Origin of the sequence: Streptomyces hydrogenans (assembly GCF_014656075.1) — a bacterium.
Classification (GTDB): Bacteria; Actinomycetota; Actinomycetes; order Streptomycetales; family Streptomycetaceae; genus Streptomyces; species Streptomyces hydrogenans.
The window spans coordinates 1-25,336 of the sequence record NZ_BNBS01000119.1 but is presented as its reverse complement, the minus strand read 5'-3'; the positions used below and the strand labels follow the sequence as shown (position 1 = coordinate 25,336).

The window sequence follows — 25,336 nt, the reverse complement described above, 5'->3', positions numbered from 1 at the left end:
GACCTCCTCCACGATGTCCTCGACGGTCGCCACGCCGGCCGTGCCGCCGTACTCGTCGATGACGACGACCGTGCCCCGGTGGGTGCGCAGCCGCTCCAGGAGCCGGTCGGAGGGCAGCGTCTCGGGAACGAGCAGGGGCGGGGTCATCAGGGCGGTGACCGGGGTGGCGGGCCGCTCCTCGGGCGGGAGGGCGAGGACGTCGCGGATGTGGACGGTCCCGATGACGTCGTCGTGGTTCACCCGGTAGACGGGGAAGCGGGAGAGGCCGGTGGCGTAGGTGAGGTTCGCGGACTCGGCGGCGGTGGCGCGGGCCTGGGCGGCACGGACGTCGACCCGGGGCGTCATGACGTTCTCGGCGGTCAACTCGTTGAGGTGGAGCGTCCGCACGAACAACTCGGCCGAGTCCGCCTCGATGGCGCCCTCCGCCGCGCTGTGCCGGGCGAGGGAGGCCAGCTCGGCGGGGGTCCGCACGGTGTGCAGCTCCTCGGCGGGTTCCAGGCCGACGCGGCGGACGAACCGGTTCGCGGTGCCGTTCAGGTGCCGGATGAAGGGACCGAAGGCCGCGGTGAAGCCGCGCTGCGGTCCGGCGACGACCTTGGCGACGGCCAGGGGGCGGGAGATCGCCCAGTTCTTGGGGACCAGCTCGCCGACCACCATGAGGACCACGGTGGAGACCGCCACCCCGAGGACGGTGGCGACGGACGACGCCGCGCCGCCGAGACCGAGCGCCTCCAGCGGGCCGCGCAGCAGCGCGGCCAGGGACGGCTCGGCGAGCATGCCGATCACCAGCGAGGTGACGGTGATGCCCAGCTGTGCGCCGGAGAGCTGCACGGTCAGCCGGCGGACGGCCCGCAGCGCGCTCTCTGCACCGGGCTCACCGGCCTCGGCGGCCCGCTCCAGCTCACCGCGCTCGACGGTGGTGAGGGAGAACTCTGCGGCGACGAAGACGGCACACGCGAGGGTGAGGGCGAGCGCGAGCAGGAGAAGGAGCACCTCGGTCACCGTGCCACCCCCGCTCCCCGGCTCGGCGCGTCAGGGCAGGCGGTGGCACGGCTCGTACTGGGAGGCTCGCCCATTGCGGGTCGCTCACTCCTTCTCGTTCTGGGGGAGGTCGGGGCGGGATCGGTCCGACGAGGACACGACCTTCTACATCACTGTAAAGGAAAGGCGATCTCCGATCGAGGGCCGACCCCTCGGCACATCGCCCGGTTCGCCCGACCGCGGTACGCGCGCCGCGGGTGGTCACGGTCAGTCGTGGAGCCAGGCCGCCCGCTCGGTGCGATCGGCACCGCCGTCGCCACGTCGTTGAGCTCGAACCCCACCGCTTCGAGTCTCCACGACCAGGTCAGCGTGTCGATCCGCCTGCCCGCCGTCCACCCGGTGATCCTGAGCGCTTCCCGCACCGAGGGCCCGCAGCCCGTCAACCATCCGCCACCACGCTCTATGCGCCACACCCCGTCTCCTCAGCCGGCCCGCATGCACGAGCCCGGCACGTACGGACCCGTTCGGGGCCGTCCACGAAACCCTATGCGTCCTCTCCCGGAGCCCTCGCGACTCGCCGGCGTCAACGAGTCGTGCATCACGATGCGGGACATCGAGGGCAACGAGTTCTGCCTCGACTGAATCCGCCCCGAGACTGCGTGGTGCGGAGCGTCAGGACGCGGGAGGCCATCCCGGAGGAACCTCGGCTCTCCGCCTCGCAGGCCGTGCCCGCCCTCCACCGGGACGGCCACGGACGAACCGTCACCCCTGCGGGGGTGACGGACGTCGGCGTTCGAGGCGAGCGAGATGCTCGACGAGCTTCACCTCGCTGCGGCGCAGTGCGGCCGCTTCGTCCTCGGGCAGTGAGGCCAACGCGTCGACGAGGACACGGGGGCGGGGGACGTGGACCATCGCACCGCAGTAGACCCGGCACCCGGAACACCACGCCAAGCCCACACACCGCTCGAACAGGGAGGACTCGGAGGGGTGGAAACGGTACTGGTAGGAGCGGACGACGGTCCCGCAGACAGCACAGACGCGGCGGTCACCGTCCTCGACCGTCTCCAGGGACGTGGCCTTGCTCCACCGCCGGCCGCCGGGCTGGGTTCTTCGCGTCCTCACACGCGGCATTCTCCCCTGTGCCCCGTCGCACCCCGTCGCGGGTGGCGGGCCCGGGCCGCCCGTTCGCGGGGATCACGGGGATCACGGGGAGTATCGCTCAGCGGTCCTCCCCCTGGAAGGCCAGAAGGAGGTCCGCGGCGACGCTGAGTGCGATCGTGGCGGGTTCCTTGCCGGTGATCTCGGGAAGTCCGATCGGGGTTCTGATCCGGTCGATGGCGGCGGCCTCGTGACAGCCCTCGTCGGCGAGGCGCCGGCGGAAGCGAGTCCACTTGGCGGCTGAGCCGATCAGGCCGATCGAGCCGAGGGCGGGGGTCCGCAGGGCGGCGTCGCAGAGTGCGGCGTCCTCGGCGTGGTCATGAGTCATGATCACGACGTGGGTGCCGGGGGCCAGTTCTTCGAGCACCTCCTCCGGGAGGAGGGGGGTGTGGTGCATCGTGACCCGCGCGACCGCGTCCGCGGTGAGCGGGGCGAGGCGGTCCCCGGCGATCATGTCGGCACGGCTGTCCGTCAGATGCAGGTCGATGTCGTGGCGGGCCAGGGTCCGGGCCAGTTCGAAGCCGACGTGCCCGATGCCGAAGACGGCCAGCGCCGGGACCACCGGCAGCGGTTCGAGGAACACGGAGACGGCGCCGCCGCAGCACTGCACGCCGTACCGGCCGGTGACCTTGTCGTTCAGGGCGAAGTCCATGAGCTCCGGCTCCGCGTCGGGCGTCCTGATCAGCTGGCGGGCCCGGTCGATCGCGACGGCCTCGATGTTGCCGCCGCCGATGGAGCCCCACGTCTCGGTGCGGCCCACGACGAGTTTGGCTCCGGCCTTGCGGGGTGCGTGACCGCGCACGGTCGCGACGGTCACGAGCACGCCGGGTTCCCGGCGTGCCCGCAACCGCGTGACCGCGGCGGTCCAGGTCATGTCACGCATGGCTCAAGGAGTGCGCTTCCGTGCGGGGCCCGCTCCCCCGCGCGTCGCTCGCTCGGGCGGCTTCGACGGCCCAGTACACCGCCTCCGGTGTCGCCGGGCAGGCGAGGTCGACGCTGATGCCGGCCGGCCCGAACGCCGCGGCGGCCTGCCTCAGCGCCTCCCGCACCGAGAACGCCAGCATGAGCGGGGGCTCGCCGACCGCCTTGGAGCCGTACACGGCCCCTTCCTCGGTGGCGTTCTCCAACAGCGTGACGTGGAACTCCTCCGGCATCTCGGAGAAGCTGGGCAGCTTGTAGGTGCTCGCCGCCTGGGTCAGCAGCCGGCCGCGGTGCGGTCCGTCACCGGTGTCCCAGCGCAGGTCCTCCAGCGTCAGCCAGCCCGCGCCCTGGACGAAGCCGCCCTCGACCTGGCCGATGTCGATCATCGGGGAGAGGCTGTCGCCCACGTCGTGCACGATGTCGACCCGCCGGATGCGGTACGCGCCGGTGAAGCCGTCCACCTCCACCTCGGAGGCGGCGGCGCCGTGCGCGAAGTACTTGAACGGGGAGCCCCGGAAGGACTTCGCGTCCCAGTGGAGGCCCTCGGTCCGGTAGTAGCCGGCCGCCGACAGCTGCACGCGCTGGAAGTACGCGGTGCGCACCAGGTCGTCCCAGGGCAGCTCCTTGTCGCTGCCGAGGGCGCGCGCGACGCCGTCGACGACGCGTACGTCGGAGGCGTTGACGCCCAACTGGGTGGCGGCCACCTGGAGGAGGCGCTCGCGCAGCTGCTCGCAGGCGTTCTTGATCGCCCCGCCGTTGAGGTCCGTGCCGGCGCTGGCCGCGGTCGCGGAGGTGTTGGGCACCTTGTCGGTGCGCGTCGGGGCGAGCCGCACCTTGTGCAGCGGGATGCCCAGCGTGGTCGCCGCCACCTGCATCATCTTGGTGTGCAGGCCCTGGCCCATCTCGGTGCCGCCGTGGTTGATCAGGACGGAGCCGTCCTTGTAGATCAGCACCAGCGCGCCGCCCTGGTTGAAGGCGGTGAGGTTGAACGAGATGCCGAACTTGATTCCGGTGAGCGCGATCGCCCGCTTGGTGTGCGGGTGCGCGGCGTTGAAGGCCGCGATGTCGCGCTCGCGGTCGGCGATGCCCGCCTGGCTCCGGACCTGGTGCCAGACGGTGGAGATCCGCTCGGCCTGGGTGACCGGCTGGCCGTACGGTGTCGTCTGGCCCTGGCCCGGCCGGTAGAAGTTGCGTTCCCGGAGCTCCATGGGGTCCAGGCCGAGCCGCGGCGCGCAGCGGCCCAGGATGTCCTCGATGACCAGCATGCCCTGGGGTCCGCCGAAGCCGCGGAAGGCGGTGTTGGAGACCGTGTGGGTCTTCGCGATGCGGCCGGCGACGCGCACGTGGGGGATCCAGTACGTGTTGTCGATGTGGCACAGGGCGCGGGCGAGCACCGGCTCGGACAGGTCCAGGCTCCAGCCGCCGTCCGCGGTCAGCGTGGCGTCGAGGGCCTGGATCCGGCCCTCGGCGTCGAATCCGATCTTCCACGTGGCGTGGAATCCGTGCCGCTTGCCGGACATGGTCAGGTCCTGGGTCCGGTTGAACCGGAAGCGGACGGGCCGGCCGGTGAGCTTGGCGCCGAGCGCGACGACGGCCGCGAAGCCGTGGGGCTGCATCTGCTTGCCGCCGAAGCCGCCGCCCATCCGCAGGCACTGCACCGTCACCTCGTGCGCGGGCACGCCCAGCACGTGCGAGACGATCTCCTGCGTCTCCGACGGGTGCTGGGTGCTGCTCTGGACGAACACCTGGCCGTTCTCGTCGATCTGGGCCAGTGCCGCGTGGGTCTCGAGATAGAAGTGCTCCTGGCCGGAGAACTGGAACTCGCCGGTGAGCACGTGCGCGGAATCGGCGAAGCCGGCGTCGATGTCGCCGGTCTCCATCAGGGGCCGGGCGCCGTGGAAGCTCTCGGCCGCGATCGCCTCCCGCAGGGTCACCAGCGAGGGCAGCTCCTCAAGCTCCACCTCGACGGCCGCCGCACCGAGCCGGGCCGCCTCCAGCGTCTCCCCGAGCACCCAGGCCACCGCGTGGCCGTGGAACATGACCTCGTCGGGGAAGAGCGGCTCGTCGTGCTTCATGCCGGCGTCGTTGACGCCGGGCACGTCGGCTCCGGTCAGTACGCGGACCACGCCCGGCACGGCGAGCGCGGGCTCGGTGCGCAGCGCGGTGATCCGGCCGTGCGCCTTCATGACCTGGACCGGGTGGAGGTGCAGTACGTCCTTGGTCCGGTGGACCAGGTCGTCGGTGTAGAGCGCGGCACCGGTGACGTGCAGGTGGGCGCTCTCGTGCGGCATCGAGAGGCCGACGACGGGCTTCTCGGGACGCTCGGACAGATGACTCATGACGACACCGCCTCGGTGTTCTGGGCGTACAGCTTCTTCAGGCTCTGGCCGAGCATCGCGGCACGGTAGAGGGCGCTGGCGCGGTGGTCGTCCATCGGGGTGCCCGCGGAGCGCAGCTCGCGGGCCGCGGCCTCGACGGTCCCCGCCGTCCACGGCCTGCCTTCCAGGGCCGCCTCGGTGGCGTGCGCCCGGATCGGGGTGGCGGCCACGCCGCCCAGGCCGATGCGTGCCTTGCGGACGATGCCGTCCTCGATGTCGAGCGCGAAGGCGACCGCGACGCTGGAGATGTCGTCGAAGCGCCGCTTGGCGATCTTGTGGAAGGCGGTGACGGGCGACAGGGGCAGCGGGATCCGCACGGCGCGGATGAGCTCGCCGGGGTGTCGCACGCTCTGCCGGTAGCCGGTGAAGTACGCGGCGAGGGGGACCTCGCGCTCGCCGTCGGCGTCGGCGAGGACGAGCGACGCGTCGAGCGCGAGCAGCACCGGCGGGCTGTCGCCGATCGGGGAACCGGTACCGAGGTTGCCTCCGAGGGTGGCGCTGTTGCGGATGAGGCGTGAGGCGAACTGCGGGAACAGCTCGGCGAGCAGCGGGACGTCGCCGTCGAGGCGGCGCTCGATCTCGGTGAGCGTCACCGCCGCGCCGATCTCGATGTGGTCGGACTCGACGCGCAGCTCTCGGAGCTCCGGAATGCGGTCGATGGCCACCACGTGGCTCTCGCGGCGGGAGCGGATGTTCACCTCGACGCCGAAGTCGGTGCCGCCGGACACCGGTACCGCGTCGGGATGCTCGCGCAGCACCCGCAGTGCGTCGGCCAGGGTGAGGGGGCGCCGGAACGTGCTGCCGTCCCGGGTGTACGCGGTGGCGACGGGTGCGGGCGGCTCCTGATCGCGGCGCTGCGCGAAGGGATCGTCCCCGGTGGGCTCGCCGAGGGCGAAGGCCGCGTCACGGATCGGCCGGTAGCCCGTGCAGCGGCAGAGGTTTCCGCTCAGCGCGTGCAGGTCGAAGCCGTTGGCACCGTGTTCCGCGCCCGCCTGGTCGGTGGCGTCCGCGTCCGTTGCCTCGTGGGCGCAGCGGTCGGGCCGGTAGTACTCCGACGCCATGCTGCAGATGAATCCCGGCGTGCAGTAGCCGCACTGGGAGCCGCCGCGGACCGCCATCTCCTCCTGTACCGGGTGCAGCGTGGGCGGTGTGCCGGCTTCGCCGGGCGTGGCGAGGCCCTCGGCCGTGACGATCTCCTGACCGTCGAGCGCCGCGACCGGCACCAGACAGGCGTTGACCGCCACCCAGTCGGTGGGCTTCCGCACTCCGGGCCTGGCCACCAGCACCGAACAGGCACCGCACTCGCCTTCGGCGCAGCCCTCCTTGGCGCCGGTGAGACCACGCTCGCGCAGGAAGTCGAGGACGGTCAGACGGGGAACGGCGGGAGCGATCGGGAAACTCTTCCCGTTGATGGTGACGTGCGCTCGGCTCATGACGTCTTCTCGTCTCGGCGCATGGGGGAACTGCTCGTAAGGGTCGCCATATCAGACCTTCTGTTCAGCACACAGAGGGAGGTCCCCGGAGGCGTGCGCCGGTATGCGCACGACGACACGCCACGGGGATGTCAGAAAAGGTGAGAAACCGGGGCCGGAAAAGGGCGCTCCGGGGTGTGCCCGCTCAGCAGCCGTGCGCTACGCGGCCCGGAACCCAGGCGCTCTGGCGAGTGAGGCGATTCAGGTCGGAGAAGATCGACATCCGACCTCACCCCTTCCGGTCACGAGTCGGCGCGGACGAAATTACGTCCCGTCCGGCCCGTCGGTCAAGCACCGTTCCAGGAACTGAACAGATTCTTCCGCCCGGTTGGCGGACGGGTGAGACGCTCACGCGGCGACGTTCTCTCCTCCCCCGGCCGGCACGGCGTGCGGTTCGCCGGTGCCGAGTGAGCGGGTGTCAGGGGATCTCCAGGGCGCAGACGCGGCTGGCGGGGTCGTGGAGTCGCAGGTCCTCGATCATCTTCTTGGCCAGCACGAGGTGGCCGCGTTGGTTCGGGTGGAGTCCGTCGCCCAGGAGGGTGGGAGGGACGGCGCCGTCGTGTGCCTCCAGCCAGTGCGCGTGATGGTCGATGAGGACGACGTCCAGTTCGGTCGCGACCTCCCGGGTGATCCGGGCGTAGTCGCCGAGCGAGGCCCGGGCGGGCCAGAGGCGGGTGTCGAGGGGGTTGGGGGTCTGCAGCAGGGGGACGGCCCCGTCCGGCAGCGCCCGGACCTCCGTCACCAGCCTGCGCAGGTTGGCCCGGAAGACGGCGGGTCCGGTGGCGGCGGTGGCGACGTCGTTCGTTCCCAGCATGATCGACACGACCCGGGGGCGGAACGCGGCGACCCGGTCGGCGAACCTCGCGACGAGGTCGTTCGTGGTGCTGCCGCTGACGCCGGTGTCGATGACGAAGTCGCTGTTCTTCGGCTTGCCCAGCTCCCAGCGCACCCGCTCCTGGAAGTGCTCGGGGTAGCTGCGCCATCCGCCGGTCCACAGCGCGCCGTGGGTGATGCTGTCTCCGGTGGTCAGCCAGACGGCGGGCGTGTCGGAGTTGAGGATCGTCGAGATCCGGCCGGAGTCGGCGAGATCGACGCGCACGCTCTCGGTGGCGATCTCCGACTGGGTCAGGACCCGGCCCCAGACGGCGACCCGCTGGATCGTGCCGGTGTAGAACCATTCGCCGCCGGGGTGGTCGCTGTCGAGGTTGCGGGCGACGTTGAGGGCGCCGAGGCCGGGAGCCGCACCGAAGAAGTGCGCCTGAGGGACGGTGAGTACGGGGCGGCCGTCCGCGTGGAAGGTGGTGCCGGCGGCGGAGACGGTGACGGCCACGGTGTGGGGCAGGCCGTCGTCGTACATGGTGCGGGTGAGGTGGTTCTGCTTCACGGTGCCGTTGTCGCGTACGGAGAACTGCAGTCGGCCGGCGCTGACGCAGAGCGTGACGTCGGTCGACGGTCTCGTCGGGTCCGAGGCGCTGATCAGGGTCATCGCGAGGTTCCGGCTGGTCGTGGCGAACGTGGCCAGGAGGGTGCCCGAGGCGAGTCCGCGGACGGTGCCGATCTCGCTGGTCAGGTCGGTGTAGGTCCGACCGTCGTACACCCGGCCGAGGTGCCGGTCGAGCACGGCGGGGGTGGCCGTGGCCGCGAAGGCCCTGGTCAGCGGGGTGGCCAGAGTGGCGGCCAGGGTCCCGGCGGCCAGCAGGACGGATCGTCTGCGCATGGGGTTCCTCTCCGGAGCGGGGCCGCCGCCCGTGACGGGTCGGGCGGGCCGGCTGGGGCGGGGGCCTGCCGCCGGGGAGGCGGCGGCAGGCCCTGCGGGGTGCTGGTCAGTCGGCCCGGTGGACCGTGATCCGGTCCAGGTGGCCGGCGAAGTGCCACTGGGGGCCGCCGTCGTCGACGTTGCGGCCGGCCCACATGCCGGTGAGGCCCGTGGTCTGGCCGAAGAGCGACGGGGTCGTGGTCGAGGCGATGCGCACGCCGTCCGCGTACATCGCCGTGCCGGTGTCGGTGACGGCCACGGCGAGGGTGTGGTCACGGCCGTCCGCGAGGGACGCCGTGCCGTCGAGGCGGGCGCTGTAGACGCCGTCGACGCGGGCCTCGAAGTGCGGGACGCCGCTGTTCAGGGAGAGAGTGACGTTCGTCGACGGCGCGGTCGTGCGGGACGCGGACAGGAGGGTTCCCGCGACGGGCGTCCTGGTGGTGCGGAAGCGCACGGTGGTGACGCCCCGGGTCAGCGGTGCGACGTCGGGCAGCGACGCGGTGAGATCCGTGTACCCGGCGGTGCCGTCGTAGTCCCGCGCGAGCGTCCGGTCCAGGACCTCGCTCCCGCCGACGACGAGCATCCGGGTGGTCGAGGAGTTCGTGGTGGTCCCGGCCCGGAGGGTGACGGTCACGTCCTGCTCTCCGGTGACGGCGGTGGCCGGCGGGGTGACCGGGACGTCGACGGCGACGGTCGCGCCGGGGGCGATCGCCGGGAGCGGCTGGGGCGTCGTGCCGGGCCAGCCGGCGGGCGTGGTCAGCGTCGTCGTGCCGGCCGGGCTCGTCAGGTGGCCGTGGTTGGTGACGCGGACCTCCACGGTGCCCGGTGTCCCGGCCGTCAGCACTCCGTCGGTGACGGCGGTCCGCGCGGCGAGCTTCGGGTCGTTCTGGGTGGTCGGACAGTCGGCGCCGAGCCAGGCCGCATCGAAGCGGGCGAAGGTGATCCGCTGGTAGGGGCCGGACTCGTAGAGGAGTCCGAAGGTGCCGTCCGCGAGGCGGGTCATGGTCGAGTACGCGGAGCCGCCCGCCTCGACGAGCCGGGACGTGGGCCAGGTCAGGCCGTCGTTGCAGGACAGGCGGACGGTCAGCCGGTGGCGGGTGGTGGTGCTGGCGGTGTTGCTGAAGAGCAGCCGGTGCGACTCCGGGTCGGCTGCGTCGGCGGACGCGTCGTACCGCAGGATCGCGGCGTTGTTGGTCGGATCGATCAGCTCGTCGTCCGGGACGGGGCTGCTGTAGGTGATCCCGCCGTCGTTCGAGTAGGCGATCAGGCGGGTCTTGGCGCTGGAGGTGCGGCTGTTGAGCATGACGCGCCCGTCCGCCAGCTCCACGGTCTTGTTCTCGTCCATCAGCGGGCCGACGGGTGTGCCCCTCTTCCAGGTGCCGCCGTGGTCGTCGCTGTAGGCGCTGACCGCCCAGATGCCGCCGTCCGCCTTGCGGAAGGCGTACTGCTGGACCAGGCGTCCGGTGGAGAGCTGGATGCCGGTGCCGGACGAGGCGAACATGCCCGTCCAGGAGGGGTCCTTGATGGCCTGGGTGATGCGGCGGCTGGTCCAGGTGACGCCGCCGTCGTCCGAGTACGCGTAGTCGGCGTGGAGGGAGTTCACGGCGTCGTTCGCGTTGCCGGCGGCGGAGTTGAAGAAGCCGATGCCCGGGGGTCCGTACGCGTAGAAGACGAAGACGCGCCCGGTCTCACGGTCGACGATCATGCTGGGGTCGCCCGCGCCGACGCCGCCGTCGAAGTCGGCGATCGCCTGTGCGGCGGTCCAGGTGCGGCCGTGGTCGGTGCTCCGGCGGACCATGACGTCGAGGTTGCCCGGCAGGTCCGCGGCGCTGTCGTTGCGACGGTCGTAGGCGGCGAGGAGCGTGCCGTCCGGGAGGGTGTCCAGGGCGGGGATGCGGTAGGTGTGGGCGCCCTGGCCGGAGGTGGCGAGGACGGTGCTCTCGAAGAGGGGTTCGGACGCGGCGGCGGTCTCGGTGACGCCGCCGGGCGCCGGCGTCTCGGCGGCCGGCGAGGGCGCGGCTCCGAGGAGACCGGCGCCGAGCGCCGCGAGCAGGAGCAGGGATACGGAACGGGCGGTTTTCACCGGCACCTCCACAAACGACGACAGGAGGCATCGGACATCAGACGTTGCGGCGAAACCTAGGGGTGCTCCCGACGGGGCGTCAACCCCCGGCGCGGGACGCCGTGAAGCGCCGCCCGGCGCTTGCGGGCGCGGCGGGCAGCCCCTATGGTCGATCGAGCATCGGACATCAGACGTCTCATGCTTCTCCCCCGGACCTTCGCCCTCCTTCCCTTCCTCGCGCGACCCTTCCCGGACCCACCCGCCCCTTCGCCGTCAGGCTGTCAGATGGTCGGCCCCCGCCGTGGGATCGGCCCGCCGGTGCAGTCGTCTCGGCACGTCGAACCCCACCAGCACGACCACCACGAGACTCAGGCCGAAGGTCAGCACGGCCAGGGCCGTCCCCAGGCTCATGCCCTCGGCCAGCCGCGCCCCCAGCACCGGAGCCACCGCGCCGCCCAACGCCCCCACGTTGTACGTGAACCCCAGCCCCGCCGCCCGCCGCTCCGCGGGGAAGTGCCCGCCGATCCAGCGCGGCAGCAGACCGGAGACTCCGAAGCTCAGCGCCTGGAGCACGAACAGCAGCACGCCCAGCAGCGCCAGGTCGTCGTCGACCGCGAACACCGGGAACACGAACACCAGCGAGGCGGCCAGCGTCCACGCGTACGCCCGCGGGGGCCCGAACCGGTCCCCGGTGAAGCCCGACAGCCAGCAGCCCGCCATCGTCCCGAACCCGGCGAAGTACAGCACCTGGGCCACCTCCTCCGGCGTGTAGCCGAGTTCGGTCTTGAGATACGTGGGCAACAGCGCCTGGATCGGCCAGCTGTACAGGAACGCCGCGAACACCGTCCCGATCAGGGCCAGATACAGCACCCGGCCCCGCCGCCCGCCCAGCTGCACGGCGAAGGTCACCATCACGGCGCCGGCCACGACCGACAGCACCGCCGTCCCTCCCCCGGCCCGACCGGCGAACACCAGGAACAGCGCGCCCAGGGCGACCGCCGCCAGCAGGACGTTCACCACCGCCCGGCGCCGGTCCGCGAACAGGGGCCGGAACGGACTCGGCCGGGACGCGGTCTCCGCGACCGCCTCCTCCCAGTCCTCCGCCTCGGGCAGCGCCCTCCGCACCCACAGCGCCACCACCACCGGCAGCACGCCGAGATAGAACATCCAGCGCCAGCCGTGCGCCGGCACGACCACGCTGTACACCTCCGCCGCCAGCACCGTGCCCATCGAGTAGCCCGAGATCAGGAAGCCGCTCGCCCGGCCGCGCAGCCGGGCCGGCCAGCTCTCCATCACATAGGTCGCGCTCGCGCTGTACTCGCCGGCCATGCCGAGGCCGAGCAGCAGCTGCGCCGCGAACAGGCTCCCGTAGCTCCACGCGAAGCCGCACGCCAGCGTGCCCAGCGAGAACAGCCAGATGCTCAGGACCATCGCCGTCCTGCGGCCGTACCGGTCGCCGATCGCGCCCAGCACCGCGCCGCCCAGCCACCGGGTGACGAAGGCGGCGGAGACCAGACCGGCCGCCTCCACGGGATCCAGCCCGAACTCCTCGCTCACCTCGGTCAGCACGAGGGTGATCAGGACGAAGTCGAACCCGTCGAGGAGGTACCCGATCCAGGCGCCCGCGAACGCCTTCCAGCGGGTCCGCCCGATCTCGCGGTACCAGGGGCGGGGGTCTCGCTTCTCGTCGGTCACGAGGGACAGCATGAAGGGCGCGGCCCCCTCCGCCCGGGAGGACCGCGCCCCATGGCGCCGTCGGCGACGCCGGACCGCACCGCCGACGACGGGATCAGACCCGGCCGTCCGCCAGGGCGGCCGCGAACCACCCGGTCAGGGTGGTGGGATGGGTGATCGCCGTGCCGACGACCACCGCGTGCGCCCCGCGCTCCAGGGCGCGGGCCGCCTGGGCCGGGGAATGGATCCGGCCCTCGGCGACGACCGGCACGTCCAGCGCGCCCGCCAGCCGCTCCACCAGGTCGAGGTCGGGCCCCGCCGCCTTCCGGTCGTACGTGGCCGGGGTGTAGCCGGAGAGCGTGGTGCCCACCAGGTGGGCGCCGAGCGCGGCGGCCCGCACGCCCTCCTCGTACGTGGACACGTCGGCCATCACCAGACCGCCGGCCGCCCGCACCGAATCGATCGACGCGGACAGCGGGCGCCCGTCCGGCCGGGGCCGGTCCGTGGCGTCCAGGGCGACGACGTCCGCCCCGGCCTCCAGCACGGCGAGGGCGTGACGGGCCGTCGGCGTGATGTACACGCCCTCCGCTCCGTCCTTCCACAGCCCGATCAGCGGCAGATCGAGCGCGCCGCGGATGGCCCGGACGTCCTCCAGGCCCTGGGCGCGGATGCCGGCCGCCCCGCCGTCCCGGGCGGCCAGGGCGACCCGGCGCATGGTGTCCGGATCGCGCATCGGCTCGCCCGGATACGCCTGGCACGACACGATCAGCGCACCCCGGAGGCGGTCGAGGACCGTGTCCGGCCTCGTGTGGTCGCTCATCCCGGGACTCCTTCGTATGCCTGGACCTCCCGGTCTCCCGGGGTTCCCGTGGTGCGCAGGACCTCCAGGGCCAGGCTGGCCGCACCGACGCCGGCGGCGTCGACGCCGAGGGCGCAGGGCCTCAGCTCCACCTCCTTCAGCGGCGGGAGGAGTTCGGCCGTGAACGCCTCCCGCAGCGGCCCCCACCACTCGGGTCCGCAGTGGCTGACGCCACCGCCGACGAGCACGAGGTCGGGATCGGTCATGTTGACGATCCCGCCCAGCGCCTCGCCGAGCGCCCGCGCGCCCCACGCGAGGATCCGGCGGGCCTGTTCCTCGCCCCCGGCGGCCCGGGCGGCCACCTCGGCCAGCGAGGAGGCCGGTTCCGACGCCGCCTTCGCGTACGCCGCGAGGAGACCGGGACCGCTGCCGACCGCCTCCGCGTGCCCGGTTCCGCCGCAGGTGCAGGGCACTCCGGCGGCCGACGGCACGGGGACGTGTCCCGCGTGCCCGGCGACCGACCGGGCGCCGTGGTGGACGCGGCCGTCGATCAGCAGCGACCCGCCGATGCCGGTGCCGACCGCGACCAGCAGGACGTGCCGGTGGCCGACGGCGGCCCCGCGCCACGCCTCGCCCAGGGCGTGGGCGTGGACGTCGTTCTCGACGGCGACCGGCACCCCGAGCGCCTCCTCCAGCTCCCGGCGCAGCTCGGTCCCGGCCCAGCCGGGCAGCGCGTCGGTGGCCGACACGATGCGGCCGGCGACCGGATCGACGACACCGGCGCTGCCGACCCCGACCGCCGCGACCGGTTCCCCCAGCTCGCGGACGGCCCGGACCGCCGCGGCGACCACGGCGGCCGGGTCGTCCGCCGCGGGGGTCGGCAGCCGGTGGCGGGCCAGGACGGTGCCGTCCGCGTCGACGAGACCGGCCGCGATCTTCGTGCCGCCGATGTCGATTCCGGCGACGAGGCTCATCGCAGCCCCGCCCGCTCCAGGATCTCCGCGATCCGCGCGGTCTCGGCCGCGTCCAGCGGGCGCATCGGGGGGCTGACGACGTTGGTGTCGATGATCCCGCGCACCTGCAGAGCGGTCTTGAAGGCGCCGAGGCCGGCGGCGATCTCGGTGACGGTGCCGGGCGCGGTGACGGTCACGATCTCGAAGAGCCGCGCGATGCGGTCCTGTTCGGCCTTGGCCCCGGCCCAGTCGCCTGCGGCGGCGAGGCGGTCGAGGCGGACGTAGCCGTGCGGGTCGACGTTGCCGAGTCCGGGCACGGCGCCGTCGGCGCCGCCGAGCAGCATGGCGTCGACGACCACCTCGTGGCCGGTGAGGACGGAGAAGTCGGGCAGTTCCCGGGCGCCGAGACAGAGGTAGCGCAGGCCCACGTCGTCGCCGCTGGAGTCCTTGACGCCGGCCAGCACGCCGTCCGCGGCCAGCCGCAGCACGAGATCGGTGGAGAGCTTGCTGTGGACGCAGACGGGGACGTCGTAGGCGAGGAGCGGAAGGTCCACGGCGTCGGCGACGAGCCGGAAGTGCCGGTCGATCTCGGTGTCGTGGGTGCGGGTGTAGAAGGGGGCGGTGGCGACGACCGCGTCGGCGCCGCTCTTCAGGGCGGCGCGGCCCCGCTCGATCGCGCGGTTGGTGGTCTGCTCGATGGTTCCCACGACCACGGGCACCTGGCCGGCGGTGGCGCCGACGATCGTGTCGACGGCCAGGTCCTTCTGGGCGTCGGTGAGGTAGGCGGTCTCGCCGGAGCTGCCGAGTGCGAAGAGTCCGCTCACCCCGCCTTCGAGGAGGAAGGCGACGAGCCGCTCCAGGGAGGCGGTGTCGATCTCGCCGTCGGCGGTCAGCGGGGTGACTACCGGGGGGACGACTCCGGTGTAGCGGGGGGTACGGGCGTTCACGACGTGCTCCTGGCGATGGATACGGGGGTGGGACCGGAAGGGGAAAGAGCGGGGGCGTCCTCCGTGAGCGGGTGGACGCAGTGCCGGCGGTGACCGTCCGCCGTGCCCTCGGCCGCCGGGAAGGCGGTCGCGCAGGCGTCGTCCGCCTTCCAGCAGCGGGTGCGGAAGCGGCAGCCGCTGGGCGGGTTGACGGCGGAGGGGACCGGGCCGGTCAGGATGATGCGCTGGGTGTGCTCCAGCAGGCTGGGGGTGGCGGAGAAGAGGGCCTCGGTGTACGGGTGGGCGGGGCCGGCCGCCACGGCGCGGGCGGGGCCCTCCTCGACGATCCGCCCCAGGTACAGCACGGCGAGCCGGTCGGAGAGGTGCCGCACGGTCTGGATGTCGTGCGAGATGAAGACCATGCCGAGCCCCAGCCGGGCCCGCAGGTCCATGAGGAGGTTCAGCACCTGCGCGCGGACGGAGACGTCGAGGGCCGAGGTCGGTTCGTCGGCGACGATGACGTCCGGTTCGAGGGCGAGTGCGCGGGCGATGGCCACGCGCTGCTGCTGGCCGCCGGACAGCTGTCCCGGCAGGGCGCGCAGCGTGTGGCCGGGGAGACCGACGAGGTCGAGCAGTTCCTCGACCCGCTCCTCGCGTTCGCGCTCGGTGCCGCGCCGGTGGACGTCGAGGGGGTCGCGGAGGATGCGGCCGACGCGCATGCGCGGGTTGAGCGCGGTGGAGGGGTCCTGGAAGACGATGCCGACGGCGGTGCCGAACTCCTTGCGGCGGCGGGCGGCGGGCAGCCTCCAGAGGTCCTCGCCGCGGAATCGGACCGTGCCCTCGGTGGGCTTCTGCAGGCCGGTGAGCACGCGGGCGAGGGTGGACTTGCCGCTGCCGGACTCGCCGACGAGGCCGAGGGTCTCGCCCTTGGCGACTTCCACCGAGGCGACGGTGAGGGCGTGGACGGCGTCGTGGCGGAAGAGTCCGCCGCCGCGTGCCTTGTGCCGGACGTGGATGTTCTCCAGGCGGATCATCGGACGGCCTACTTCGCCAGCTCGGCGACGGCCGCCGGGCGGTGGCAGGCGAACGCGTGGGTCCGGCCCTCGGGGGCGGTCAGCTCCGGAGGGGTCGTACGGCAGAGCTCGGTGACCGCCTCGCACCGCGAGGCGAACCGGCAGCCGGTGCCGAATCCCTTCGGGGCGGGCACGATGCCGTGGATCTGGTGGAGCCGCTCCGCGCCGGCCTCCAGGGAGACGACCGAGCCCAGCAGCCCGCGGCTGTAGTGGTGGGCGGGTGCGACCAGGACGGAGCGGGTGTCGCCGAGCTCGACGATCCGGCCGGCGTACATGACGGCGACGCGGTGCGCGAGGTCTCCGACGAGTGCCAGGTCGTGCGAGACGAGGACCATGGCGAAGCCGAGCTCGACGCGCAGCTGGACGAGGAGCTCCACCACCTGGGCCTGCATGGTGACGTCGAGGGCGGTGGTCGGCTCGTCGGCGATGAGCAGGCGGGGGCTGCGGGAGAGCGCCATGGCGATGAGGACGCGCTGCCGCTGACCGCCGGACAGCTCGTGCGGATAGCTGCGCAGGGTGCGCTTCGGGTCGAGGCCGACCAGCTCCAGGAGTTCGGCCGGGGTGCGGGTGCCGCCGCGGGAGGTCAGCTGGCCGAGCTGCTTGCCCACCAGGATCGAGGGGTTGAGGGACGACATGGCGTCCTGGTAGACCATCGCGATCTCGGGGCCGGCGAGCGCCTGGCGTTCCTTGCGGCCCATGGCGAGCAGGTCCCGGCCGCGGTACTCGATCGTGCCGGAGACCTCCGCGTTGCGGGCGAGCAGCCCCATGATCGCGAGGCTGGTGATGGACTTGCCGCAGCCCGACTCGCCGACCAGGCCGAGGATCTCGCCCTCGCGGACGGTGAAGGAGATGCCATCGACGACGTTCACGTCGCCGTACCGGTCCGGGAAGCGGATGGCGAGGTCCTTGACGACCAGCAGGTCGGCCGCGTCGTCGGGCACCGGCTCGGCGGTCGGTGGGGTGGCGCGGACGACCTCGGCGAGCCGGGCGACGACCGCGTCGACCTCCTCGCGCGAGCGGGGGTCGGTCGTGGGGCCGGCGGTCCCCCGCTTCTCGGTGGTGTCCTCCGGGCGGGCGGCCTTCGGGGCGGCGGAGGCGTCGGTGAGTCCCTCGGAGAGGATGTTCAGGGCCAGGACGGTGATCAGCAGGACCACGCCGGGGAAGAACGTGGCCCACCAGCCGCCGGAGAGCAGGATCTGGCGGCCGTAGGCGAGGACGTTGCCCCAGCTGGGGTTCGGGTCCTGCACGCCCGCGCTGATGAAGGAGAGGCTCGCCTCGAAGGTGATCGCCTCGGCGACGAGGACGGTCGCGAAGACCATGACGGGCGCCGCGCAGTTGACGGCGACGTGACGGAGCACGATGTGGCCGCGTCGGGCGCCGATGACCTTCTCCGCGGCCACGTAGTCCTCGCCGTACTGGGAGAGGACGTTGGCGCGGACGACCCGGGCGAGCGACGGCACGTACACGAAGGCGATGCTGCCGATGATCACCGGGACGCTGGGGCCGAAGACGGCCACCAGGACGGCGGCGAGCGCGATCGGCGGGAAGGACATGACCACGTCGAGGGTGCGCATGACCGACTCGTCGCCGAGTCTGCGCGAGGTGGCGGCCAGCGCGCCGAGGAGCGCGCCGACGACGACCGCGAGCGCGGTGGCCCCGATGCCGATGACGAGCGAGTAGCGGGCCCCGTGCACGACCCGGGAGAAGACGTCCCGGCCGACGCGGTCGGTGCCGAACCAGTGTGCGCCGCCCGGCCCCTGCACCGGAGTGCCGGTGGCGAGGAGGCCGACGGCGGCGGGCGCGGCGAGGACGGCGGCGGCGGTGAGGACGACCAGGATGCCGAGGGCGATGCGGGAGGTGAGCGGCAGGGCGCGGAGGCGGATGCCGGGTCGGGAGAGCCTCTGGGCGAGGCGACCGGTGAACATGCGTCACACCGTCCTGATACGGGGGTTGACCAGCAGGTACAGGAGGTCGACGACGACGTTGACGACCAGGAAGGCGAGGGCGATGGTGAGCACGGTGCCCTGGACGAGCGCGGTGTCGCCGCCGGTGACGCCTTCGAGGATGAGCTTGCCCATGCCGGGCAGGTCGAAGATCGTCTCGATGACGACGGCGCCGCTGAGGAGGTAGCCGACCTTGATGCCGAGGACGGTCAGCGGGGTGACCAGGGCGTTGCGCAGCACGCCGCGGATCACGACGCTCCGGGGAAGGCCGTTGCCGGTGGCGGTGCGGACGTAGTCCCGGTCGAGTTCGGCGACCATCGAGGTGCGGATGAGGCGGGCGAGCGACGCGGCGACCGGGATGGCCAGGGAGATCGCGGGCAGGGCCATGGCCCGCAGCCAGCCGGTGAGGGATTCGGCCGGGTTGACGTAGCCACCGGTCGGGAACAGGGGCGTGTTCAGGGCGAACTGCTGGATGAGGACGACCCCGAGCCAGAAGGAGGGGATCGCGATGCCGGCCATCGACAGGATCCGGGTGACCTGGTCCGGCCAGCGGTCGCGCTGGACGGCGCCGGTCACGCCCATGGCGACGGCGAGGACGACGGCGAGGAGCAGACCGAGGGCGGTGAGCTGGAGGGTGACCGGCAGCGCGACGGCGATCCGGTCGGCGACGGCCCGGTCGGGCGGCAGGGTCACGCCGAGGTCGCCCCGCAGCAGTTGCCCGAGGAACTCGACGTAGCGGACCGGCAGCGGGTCGTCGAGTCCGCGCTCCCGGGCGAAGGCGGCCCGGGCCTCGGGGGCGGCGCCCTCGCCGAGGGCGTTGAACGCGGGGTCGGCGGGAGAGAACTGGAGCACCACGAAGACGAGCAGGGTGATGCCGAGGATCATCACCGGCATGATCGCGATGCGGCGCAAGGCGAGCCGGAGGAAGGCAACCATCGTTCGGTTCCTAGCGGTTGGAGGGGCGTCCGGGCCGACCCGGGGACAGGTCCGGGCCGGCCCGGAGCCGGTCAGGAACGGCCGACGTTCAGGAACGACATGCCGGTGGTGGGCAGCGGGCTGAAGCCGGGCAGCGCCTTGTCGTTCCAGGCGGTCGGCAGCTTGCGGTGCAGGATCGGGTAGAGCGGCACCTCGTCGGAGATCAGGTCCATGACCTGGTTCCAGAGCTTCGTGCGCTCGGCGGCGTCGGAGGTGCGGGCCGCCCGGTCGAGGAGGGCGCGGACCTGCTTGTCGGCCTCGGTGCCGTCCCAGCGGTAGCGCTTGGTGGGCCAGGTGCCGTCGTAGAACCAGCGCAGGAGCAGGTCGACGTCGTTGCCGAAGACCGAGGGGTCGCCGGGGGCGACGAGCACCTGGAAGTCGCCCTGGTCGACCTTGCCGTACTGGGCGGCGGACTGGCCGATGTTCAGCGTGGTGTTCACCCCGACCGCGTCGAGGCTCTCCTTGATCAGCGGGGCGATGTCCTTGACCCAGCCGGTGTCGGTGGTGAGCAGCTCGATCGAGAGGTTCTTCACGCCCGCCTCGGCGAGGAGCTTCTTCGCCTTCGCGGGGTCGTACGAGTAGACCGTGGACGCCTTGTGGAAGTCGGGGTGGGTCGTCTGCAGGTAGCCCTCGGCCGCGGAGCCGTTGCCCATCATCGCGGTCTCGATGATCTTCGGGGTGTTCAGCGCGTAGTGCAGGGCCTGCCGGACCCGCTTGTCGTCGAAGGGCTTCTGCTGCGTGTTGAACATCATGAAGAGCTGGCCGAAGGACTGCACCGAGTCGACGGTGGCCTTCGCGGAGAGGCGCTTGGCGTCGATGTAGGGCACGTCCTCGATGGCCTGGACGCGGCCGGACTCCAGGGCGCTGACCCGGGCGGCCGGGTCGGACATGAGGCGCCAGGTCATGTTCTTGACCTTGGCCTTGTTGCGGCCGTTGTACTTGTCGTACGCCTCGAAGACGATCTTGTCTTCCTTGGTGGCGGAGACCAGGCGGTACGGACCCGAGCCCACCGGCTTGGCGTCGAAGCCCTTGGGGTCGGCCTCGACCAGCTTCTTGGGGACGATCTTGGCGACGGTGACCCGGGAGGGGAACAGGTCGAAGGCGTACTTGAGCTTGAACTCGACGGTGGAGGCGTCGACGGCCTTCACCGTGTCGAGGAAGGGCAGGAACTGCGCCATCAGCGAGGCGTTCTTCGGGTCGAGGATGCGCTCGAAGCTGTAGACCACGTCCTCGGAGGTCACCGGGGAGCCGTCGTGGAACGTGGCGCCGGCCCGCAGCGTGGCCCGGTAGGTGGTGGCGTCGATCTGCTTCGGCAGGGCGGTGGCCAGTGCGGGACGGGCGACCAGGGTGGCCGGGTCGAGGTCGGCGAGGCCCTCGAAAACGTGGGAGTTCGCGGCGACGGGGGTGGCGCCGGACGCCGTCATCGGGTCGAAGCCGGTGGAGAGCGCGTACGAGATGCCGGCCTCGATCGAGTGCGTGTCGCCTCCCGCGCCCGTCGCGGAGCCGGAGGACGCGGGACCGCCGCAGGCGGCGAGGGCTCCGGTCAGGACGGCCGCGGTACCTATGACGCCGGTGTGGCGCAGGAAGGTGCGACGGCGAAGTCTCGCGGGTGTCCTCTGCGACATGGGGGGTCCTCCTAGGGGGCGACGTTCACTCGGAGAGAGCCTGGAGTTCGGACGTCTGATGTCCGACGGCTGATAGCGTGTGAACCTAGCTGGACGAGGGAGAGGGGTCAATAGGTGGCCAGTCTTGAGATTTCCGACGTGCGCCGAGGGCGCACATCGCTCCGCAAGACGGTGGCGGAGGAGATCAAGCACTACATGCTCGACAACCGGATGCGTCCCGGCGATCCCCTGCCCACCGAGGTGGAGCTCTGCGAGGCCCTGGGAGCCAGCCGCTCCAGCGTGCGCGAGGCGGTCAAGACGCTGGCCGCCCTGGACATCGTCGAGGTCCGGCACGGGCACGGCACCTACGTGGGCCGGCTGAGCATGTCCGCCCTCGTCGAATCGATGAGCTTCCGGGGCATGCTCAGCCCCGACGACGACTTCCAGGTGTACGCCGACCTCGTCGACGTCCGGGAACTCTTCGAGCGCGGCAACGCGGAACGCATCATCGGCGCGCTCGGACCCCAGCACCTGGACACCCTCGACGACCTCGTCTCCGAGATGGAGCGGCAGGGCTCGGGGGACGGCGACGGCTTCGTCGCCTCCGACCGCGCCTTCCACGCCCTCCTGGTGGAGCCGCTCGAGAACGAACTGATCTCCCAGCTCACCCTGGCGTTCTGGGACGTCTACTCGATCGTCTCGCCCCACCTCAACCTGATGACCATCGAGGACGAGAGGGTCACGGTGGACGTCCACCGCCGCATCGTCGAGGCGGCACGCGCCGGCGACCCGGCGGCCTTCGTCGCCGCCGTCGCCGATCACTACGCCCCGGTGCGCCACCGGCTCGCGACCGCCCGCGCCAGGACCTCCGACAAGTCCTGACGGAGGGGCCCGCGTCGTGGTGGCGCGGGCCCCTTCCGCCGCACAGCGGACCTTGACCCTTCCTCCCGGGTTCCCTACAGTCCCCGAACATCAGACATCAGATGTCCATACGGGACACCCCAAGGAGGCACTCATGCCGCTCACCGACCTGACGCTGGAGGACTGCCTCACCTACCGGCCCGAGGTGCCCGCCCCCGCCGACTTCGACGAGTTCTGGTCCCGGACCCTCGCCCCGGGCCCCCAAGGCGCCCCCGTACTGCGGCCGGTCGACAACGGCCTGGCACTGATCGACACCTATGACGTCACCGTCCCCGGCTTCGACGGACAGCCGGTACGAGGCTGGCTCCGCGTCCCGGCAGCCGCGACCGGCCCCCTGGGATGCGTCGTCGAGTTCCTCGGGTACGGACGGGGGCGCGGCCTGCCGCACGAGAACCTGCTCTACCCCGCGGCCGGATACGCCCACTTCCTCATGGACAGCCGCGGCCAGGGATGGTCCGCGGCACCCGGTGACACCGACGACGGCGCCTCCGGGCCGAGTGGCACCGTCCCCGGCTTCCTCACCCGAGGCATCGAGCGCCCCGAGACCCACTACTACCGGCGCCTGATCACCGACGCGGTCCGTTGGACCGAGGCCGCGGGCACCCTGCCCGAGATCGACCCCGGCCGGATCGTCGTCACCGGCTTCAGTCAGGGCGGCGGCATCGCCCTCGCCGTCGCCGGCCTCGTCCCCGGCCTCGCCGGAGCCATGCCCGACGTGCCCTTCCTGTGCCACATCCGCCGCGGAGCCGAGATCGCGCCCGAACCCCCCTACACCGAGATCGCCCAGTACCTCGCCCTCCACCGCGACCGCGTCGACCGGGCCTTCACCACCCTGTCGTACTTCGACGGCGTGCACTTCGCCGCACGCGCCGACGCCCCCGCGCTCTTCTCGATCGCCCTGATGGACCCGATCTGCCCTCCCTCCACCTGCTTCACGGCCTATCACCACTACACCGGGAGCAAGTCGGTCGAGGTCTACCCCTTCAACGGCCATGAGGGCGGCGGCCCCAGGCATCAGCAGGTGCAACTCGCGTTCGTCCGCGACCGCATCGGCTGACCGGGACGGGACATCACGCGGGCGGAGGACCACGCGCATGTTTCGACAGGCGTGGATCCCGGGTGCGTGTGCGCGGCCCGGTCACGGACCGTCCGACGGTCTACTCCCCCGCCGAGGCGGCTTCGAGGAGTGCTTCCCCGACAGCGGTGCGAGCGTAGAGCACGGAACGGCCGGCACGGTGGGCACTGACCAGACCCGCGTCGCGCAGCGCGGTGAGGGATTGGGACACCCCGCCCGCGGAGAGCCCGGTGCGGCGGGCCAGTTCGGTGGTGGAGGCCGGGGTATCCAACTCGGTCAGCAGGAGCGTCCGCGAGCGGCCGAGGACGGGGGCGAGGGCGCGGGTTCCGCGGACCGGCCGCTTCTCCCACAGCGTGCCGACGCCACGTGCCGGATAGGCGATCTGCGGTGGGTCCGGCGGTCGCACCCGGGTCCGCAGGCCGGGACCGGTGAACGCGGACGGGATCAGGAGGAGTCCCGCACCCGCGAGGTCGCGGGTCACGATCCGCTTGCGGCGGACCAGCGTCAGGGTGCTGTCGTCCCAGCTCATCGAGGCGTGAAGGTCGTTGAGGACGTGACCGGCGCCGTGCTCGGCGACGGAGCGGGCCCGGTGGAAGACGTCGGCGTCCAGTACGGACCTGATGCGTGCCCAGTAGGGGGCGAGCGCCACCTTCCAGTACCTTTCGATCTCCTGTGTGATCCGCGGCAGCCGGGAGGTCGGATCGTCGCGAAGACCGGACAGCAGGGGCCCCAATCCCCCTTGGTGGCGGGCGAGGTGGTCGAGGTCCTGGCGCACCCGGTCGGCGGGCGAGGCCAGAATCGCGTCCCACTCCGTCGCCGGCGTGGGTGCCGGCCGGCCGGGGGCCGGGTTGAGGAAGTCGGGCACGTAGCCGGAGGGGCCGATCAGTTCGGCGAGCCACCCCCGGTCCAGGCCGGCGGCCACCACACGGGGCCGCACCTGCTCGACCCAGGGCCGGTGCACCGGGTGGGCCGTGGTCGACGTCAAGAGACGGAAGCTGGGCGCGACCTCCCACATCGGCGAGACGGCGAACCGCACCATCGCGAGATCGCCCGCCGAGAACGCCAGTTCCGCCACGACACCCCTCCTCCACGATTCAGGCATGGATGAATCAATGGCTCGCCAGGCTAGCGCGCCGCGATCATCCCCCCATGACCTCACAGACGATCACCGCGGCGACATCGGGCACCTGGAAGCTGGGCGACCGCACGGTCCATCGCATCGGCTTCGGCGCGATGCGCCTGCCCCAGCAGGGCGAGGCGTTCGCCCCCGAAGCGGACTCGCGCGACCGCGACCAGGCGATCGGGGTGCTGCGCAGGGCGGTCGAGCTCGGCGTGAACCACATCGACACCGCGGCGTTCTACTTCTCGCCGCTGCGCTCCGCCAACGAGCTGATCAACCGTGCGCTCGCGCCCTACCCGGACGATCTCGTCATCGCCACCAAGGTCGGCCCCGGTCGCGACCCCTCAGGGGCCTGGCTGCCGCACGCCACCCCCCAGCAGCTGCGCGGCCAGGTCGAGGAGAACCTGCGCCAGCTCGGCCGCGACCACCTCGACGTGGTCAACCTGCGCATCGTCGGCACCGATTCCCTCGCCGACCGCTTCGGCGCGCTCGCCGAACTGCGCGACGCCGGACTCATCCGCCACCTGGGCCTGTCCAACATCCACCTCCACCATCTCGCCGAGGCCCAGGCCATCGCACCGGTGGTCTGCGTCCAGAACATGTACGGCATCGGCGCCTCGTCCGAGCAGGAGGAACTCCTGCGCCGGTGCGGTGAACAACGCGTGGCGTTCGTGCCGTTCTACTCGATCGCCGGCACGAGACGAACGGCCGGCGCGCCCGCCGAGGACAGCAGTGGGGTCCAGGCCTTCGCCCGCGCCCGCGGAGTGAGTGCCGCCCAGGTCCGACTGGCGTGGACGCTGCACCGTGGCGCGCACGTCCTGGCCATTCCCGGCACCGGCGACGTCGACCACCTCGCCCAGAACGTGGCGGCCGGCTCGCTGCGCCTCTCCCAGGACGAAGTGGACGAGCTCGCATCCCTCCGCCCCGATGACGCCGAGGGGTGACGGCTGGCGGCGGCCGGACGGGCCCTGGCCGGTGGCACGAGCCGCACCCTCTGCGGCGGCGGCTCCCGACGCTCAGGAAGTGAGGCCGAGGCGCGGGCCGCCCCCGTGGCGCAGGCGTCGGAAGAAGGCGAGGACTCCCGCGGAGCCGCCGGCCCAGGTCGCGCTCGAACGGGCCAGACCGGTGTCCGGGAGGACGGGCCGGGACCAGGTGCCGCCGCTGCGGCTCAGGATGAGCCGGGCGACGGCCTCGGCCCCGTCCCTGAACTCCTCCTCGCCGGACGCTTCCGCGACGCTCACCAGCAGGTCGCCGACTCCGGCAAGGCCGCAGCACTGTGTGACCAGCGGCATCCTCGGTGCCAGGACGGCGCAGGCGCGCGCGGCCTGCCGGGCGAGGTCGAGGTGACGGGGATCCCCGATGCTCCCGGCGGCCTGGAGGTGTACGGCTCCGATGCCGGCCAGGCCGCGGCACCACGAACCGTAGCGGCGGGTCGCCCCGGGCGCGGCGGCCGCGGCGATGACGTCCGGGGTGACGGCGGCCAGGCGCGCGGCCGCCCGCTCGGAACGGGTGAGCACGTCGGGGTCGCCCGTCCAGGCGCCGTAC

20 protein-coding genes are annotated in these 25,336 nt (G+C 72.4%); 3 read left to right on the top strand and 17 right to left on the bottom strand.

The window, feature by feature from the left end; translation table 11 throughout:
* The 15 genes from IE321_RS33355 to IE321_RS33285 all read right to left on the bottom strand — a co-directional run.
* Positions 1 to 1,002 (bottom strand): hemolysin family protein (locus IE321_RS33355; protein ID WP_190225644.1); only part of this gene is annotated, 1,002 nt, incomplete at its 3' end.
* A 741-nt stretch (positions 1,003 to 1,743) separates the two neighbouring features.
* Complete coding sequence (locus IE321_RS33350) at positions 1,744 to 2,103, bottom strand: hypothetical protein (protein ID WP_190225645.1); 360 nt, start codon at positions 2,101 to 2,103, stop codon at positions 1,744 to 1,746.
* A 97-nt stretch (positions 2,104 to 2,200) separates the two neighbouring features.
* Entirely contained in the window at positions 2,201 to 3,013 is an 813-nt protein-coding gene (gene xdhC, locus IE321_RS33345) for a xanthine dehydrogenase accessory protein XdhC (protein WP_190225643.1), read from the bottom strand.
* Position 3,014: 1 nt separating this feature from the next.
* Positions 3,015 to 5,399, bottom strand: a complete 2,385-nt coding sequence (gene xdhB / locus IE321_RS33340; protein ID WP_190225642.1) for a xanthine dehydrogenase molybdopterin binding subunit — start codon at positions 5,397 to 5,399, stop codon at positions 3,015 to 3,017.
* Positions 5,396 to 6,871 (bottom strand): xanthine dehydrogenase small subunit, encoded by a 1,476-nt coding sequence (locus IE321_RS33335; protein WP_190225641.1) that lies wholly within the window; start codon positions 6,869 to 6,871, stop codon positions 5,396 to 5,398. The genes xdhB and IE321_RS33335 overlap by 4 nt, the downstream gene beginning before the upstream one ends.
* Before the next feature lie 457 nt (positions 6,872 to 7,328).
* Positions 7,329 to 8,627: an SGNH/GDSL hydrolase family protein gene (locus IE321_RS33330; protein WP_190225640.1), complete on the bottom strand. Its 1,299-nt coding sequence runs from the start codon at positions 8,625 to 8,627 to the stop codon at positions 7,329 to 7,331.
* A gap of 106 nt (positions 8,628 to 8,733) precedes the next feature.
* The gene (locus IE321_RS33325) at positions 8,734 to 10,749 is read right to left on the bottom strand and encodes an exo-alpha-sialidase (RefSeq protein ID WP_190225639.1); all 2,016 of its coding nucleotides are present in this window, start codon (positions 10,747 to 10,749) and stop codon (positions 8,734 to 8,736) included.
* Between the two features lie 252 nt (positions 10,750 to 11,001).
* Positions 11,002 to 12,423: a sialate:H+ symport family MFS transporter gene (locus tag IE321_RS33320; protein ID WP_229916650.1), complete on the bottom strand. Its 1,422-nt coding sequence runs from the start codon at positions 12,421 to 12,423 to the stop codon at positions 11,002 to 11,004.
* Between the two features lie 94 nt (positions 12,424 to 12,517).
* Complete coding sequence (locus tag IE321_RS33315; RefSeq protein ID WP_043220418.1) at positions 12,518 to 13,222, bottom strand: N-acetylmannosamine-6-phosphate 2-epimerase; 705 nt, start codon at positions 13,220 to 13,222, stop codon at positions 12,518 to 12,520.
* Positions 13,219 to 14,175 carry an ROK family protein gene (locus tag IE321_RS33310; protein ID WP_190225637.1) on the bottom strand — a complete coding sequence of 319 codons (957 nt, stop codon included), beginning with the start codon at positions 14,173 to 14,175 and terminating at the stop codon, positions 13,219 to 13,221. The genes IE321_RS33315 and IE321_RS33310 overlap by 4 nt, the downstream gene beginning before the upstream one ends.
* Positions 14,172 to 15,101: a dihydrodipicolinate synthase family protein gene (locus IE321_RS33305; RefSeq protein ID WP_190225636.1), complete on the bottom strand. Its 930-nt coding sequence runs from the start codon at positions 15,099 to 15,101 to the stop codon at positions 14,172 to 14,174. Before IE321_RS33305 ends, IE321_RS33310 begins: the two co-directional genes overlap by 4 nt.
* Positions 15,098 to 16,114, bottom strand: coding sequence for an oligopeptide/dipeptide ABC transporter ATP-binding protein (locus IE321_RS33300; RefSeq protein ID WP_190225635.1), 1,017 nt, complete (start codon positions 16,112 to 16,114; stop codon positions 15,098 to 15,100). Before IE321_RS33300 ends, IE321_RS33305 begins: the two co-directional genes overlap by 4 nt.
* Positions 16,115 to 16,122: 8 nt before the next feature.
* Positions 16,123 to 18,078 carry a dipeptide/oligopeptide/nickel ABC transporter permease/ATP-binding protein gene (locus IE321_RS33295; protein ID WP_190225634.1) on the bottom strand — a complete coding sequence of 652 codons (1,956 nt, stop codon included), beginning with the start codon at positions 18,076 to 18,078 and terminating at the stop codon, positions 16,123 to 16,125.
* A 3-nt stretch (positions 18,079 to 18,081) separates the two neighbouring features.
* The gene (locus tag IE321_RS33290) at positions 18,082 to 19,032 is read right to left on the bottom strand and encodes an ABC transporter permease (protein ID WP_190225633.1); all 951 of its coding nucleotides are present in this window, start codon (positions 19,030 to 19,032) and stop codon (positions 18,082 to 18,084) included.
* Between the two features lie 71 nt (positions 19,033 to 19,103).
* The gene (locus IE321_RS33285) at positions 19,104 to 20,696 is read right to left on the bottom strand and encodes an ABC transporter substrate-binding protein (RefSeq protein ID WP_190225632.1); all 1,593 of its coding nucleotides are present in this window, start codon (positions 20,694 to 20,696) and stop codon (positions 19,104 to 19,106) included.
* Positions 20,697 to 20,825: 129 nt separating this feature from the next.
* Here IE321_RS33285 and IE321_RS33280 point away from each other — a divergent pair, with 129 nt between their 5' ends.
* Both IE321_RS33280 and IE321_RS33275 read left to right on the top strand, forming a co-directional pair.
* Positions 20,826 to 21,557 carry a FadR/GntR family transcriptional regulator gene (locus tag IE321_RS33280; RefSeq protein ID WP_043220599.1) on the top strand — a complete coding sequence of 244 codons (732 nt, stop codon included), beginning with the start codon at positions 20,826 to 20,828 and terminating at the stop codon, positions 21,555 to 21,557.
* A gap of 133 nt (positions 21,558 to 21,690) precedes the next feature.
* A complete protein-coding gene (locus IE321_RS33275; RefSeq protein ID WP_190225631.1) occupies positions 21,691 to 22,653 on the top strand; it encodes an acetylxylan esterase in 963 nt (320 codons plus the stop codon).
* A 100-nt stretch (positions 22,654 to 22,753) separates the two neighbouring features.
* On the opposite strand, the gene IE321_RS33270 is transcribed toward IE321_RS33275, so the two are convergent.
* Positions 22,754 to 23,773 (bottom strand): DUF5937 family protein, encoded by a 1,020-nt coding sequence (locus tag IE321_RS33270; RefSeq protein ID WP_190225630.1) that lies wholly within the window; start codon positions 23,771 to 23,773, stop codon positions 22,754 to 22,756.
* Positions 23,774 to 23,820: 47 nt separating this feature from the next.
* Here IE321_RS33270 and IE321_RS33265 point away from each other — a divergent pair, with 47 nt between their 5' ends.
* Positions 23,821 to 24,735: an aldo/keto reductase gene (locus IE321_RS33265; protein ID WP_190225629.1), complete on the top strand. Its 915-nt coding sequence runs from the start codon at positions 23,821 to 23,823 to the stop codon at positions 24,733 to 24,735.
* Positions 24,736 to 24,807: 72 nt separating this feature from the next.
* Here IE321_RS33265 and IE321_RS33260 read toward each other — a convergent pair.
* Positions 24,808 to 25,336 (bottom strand): lanthionine synthetase LanC family protein (locus IE321_RS33260; protein WP_308439731.1); only part of this gene is annotated, 529 nt, incomplete at its 5' end.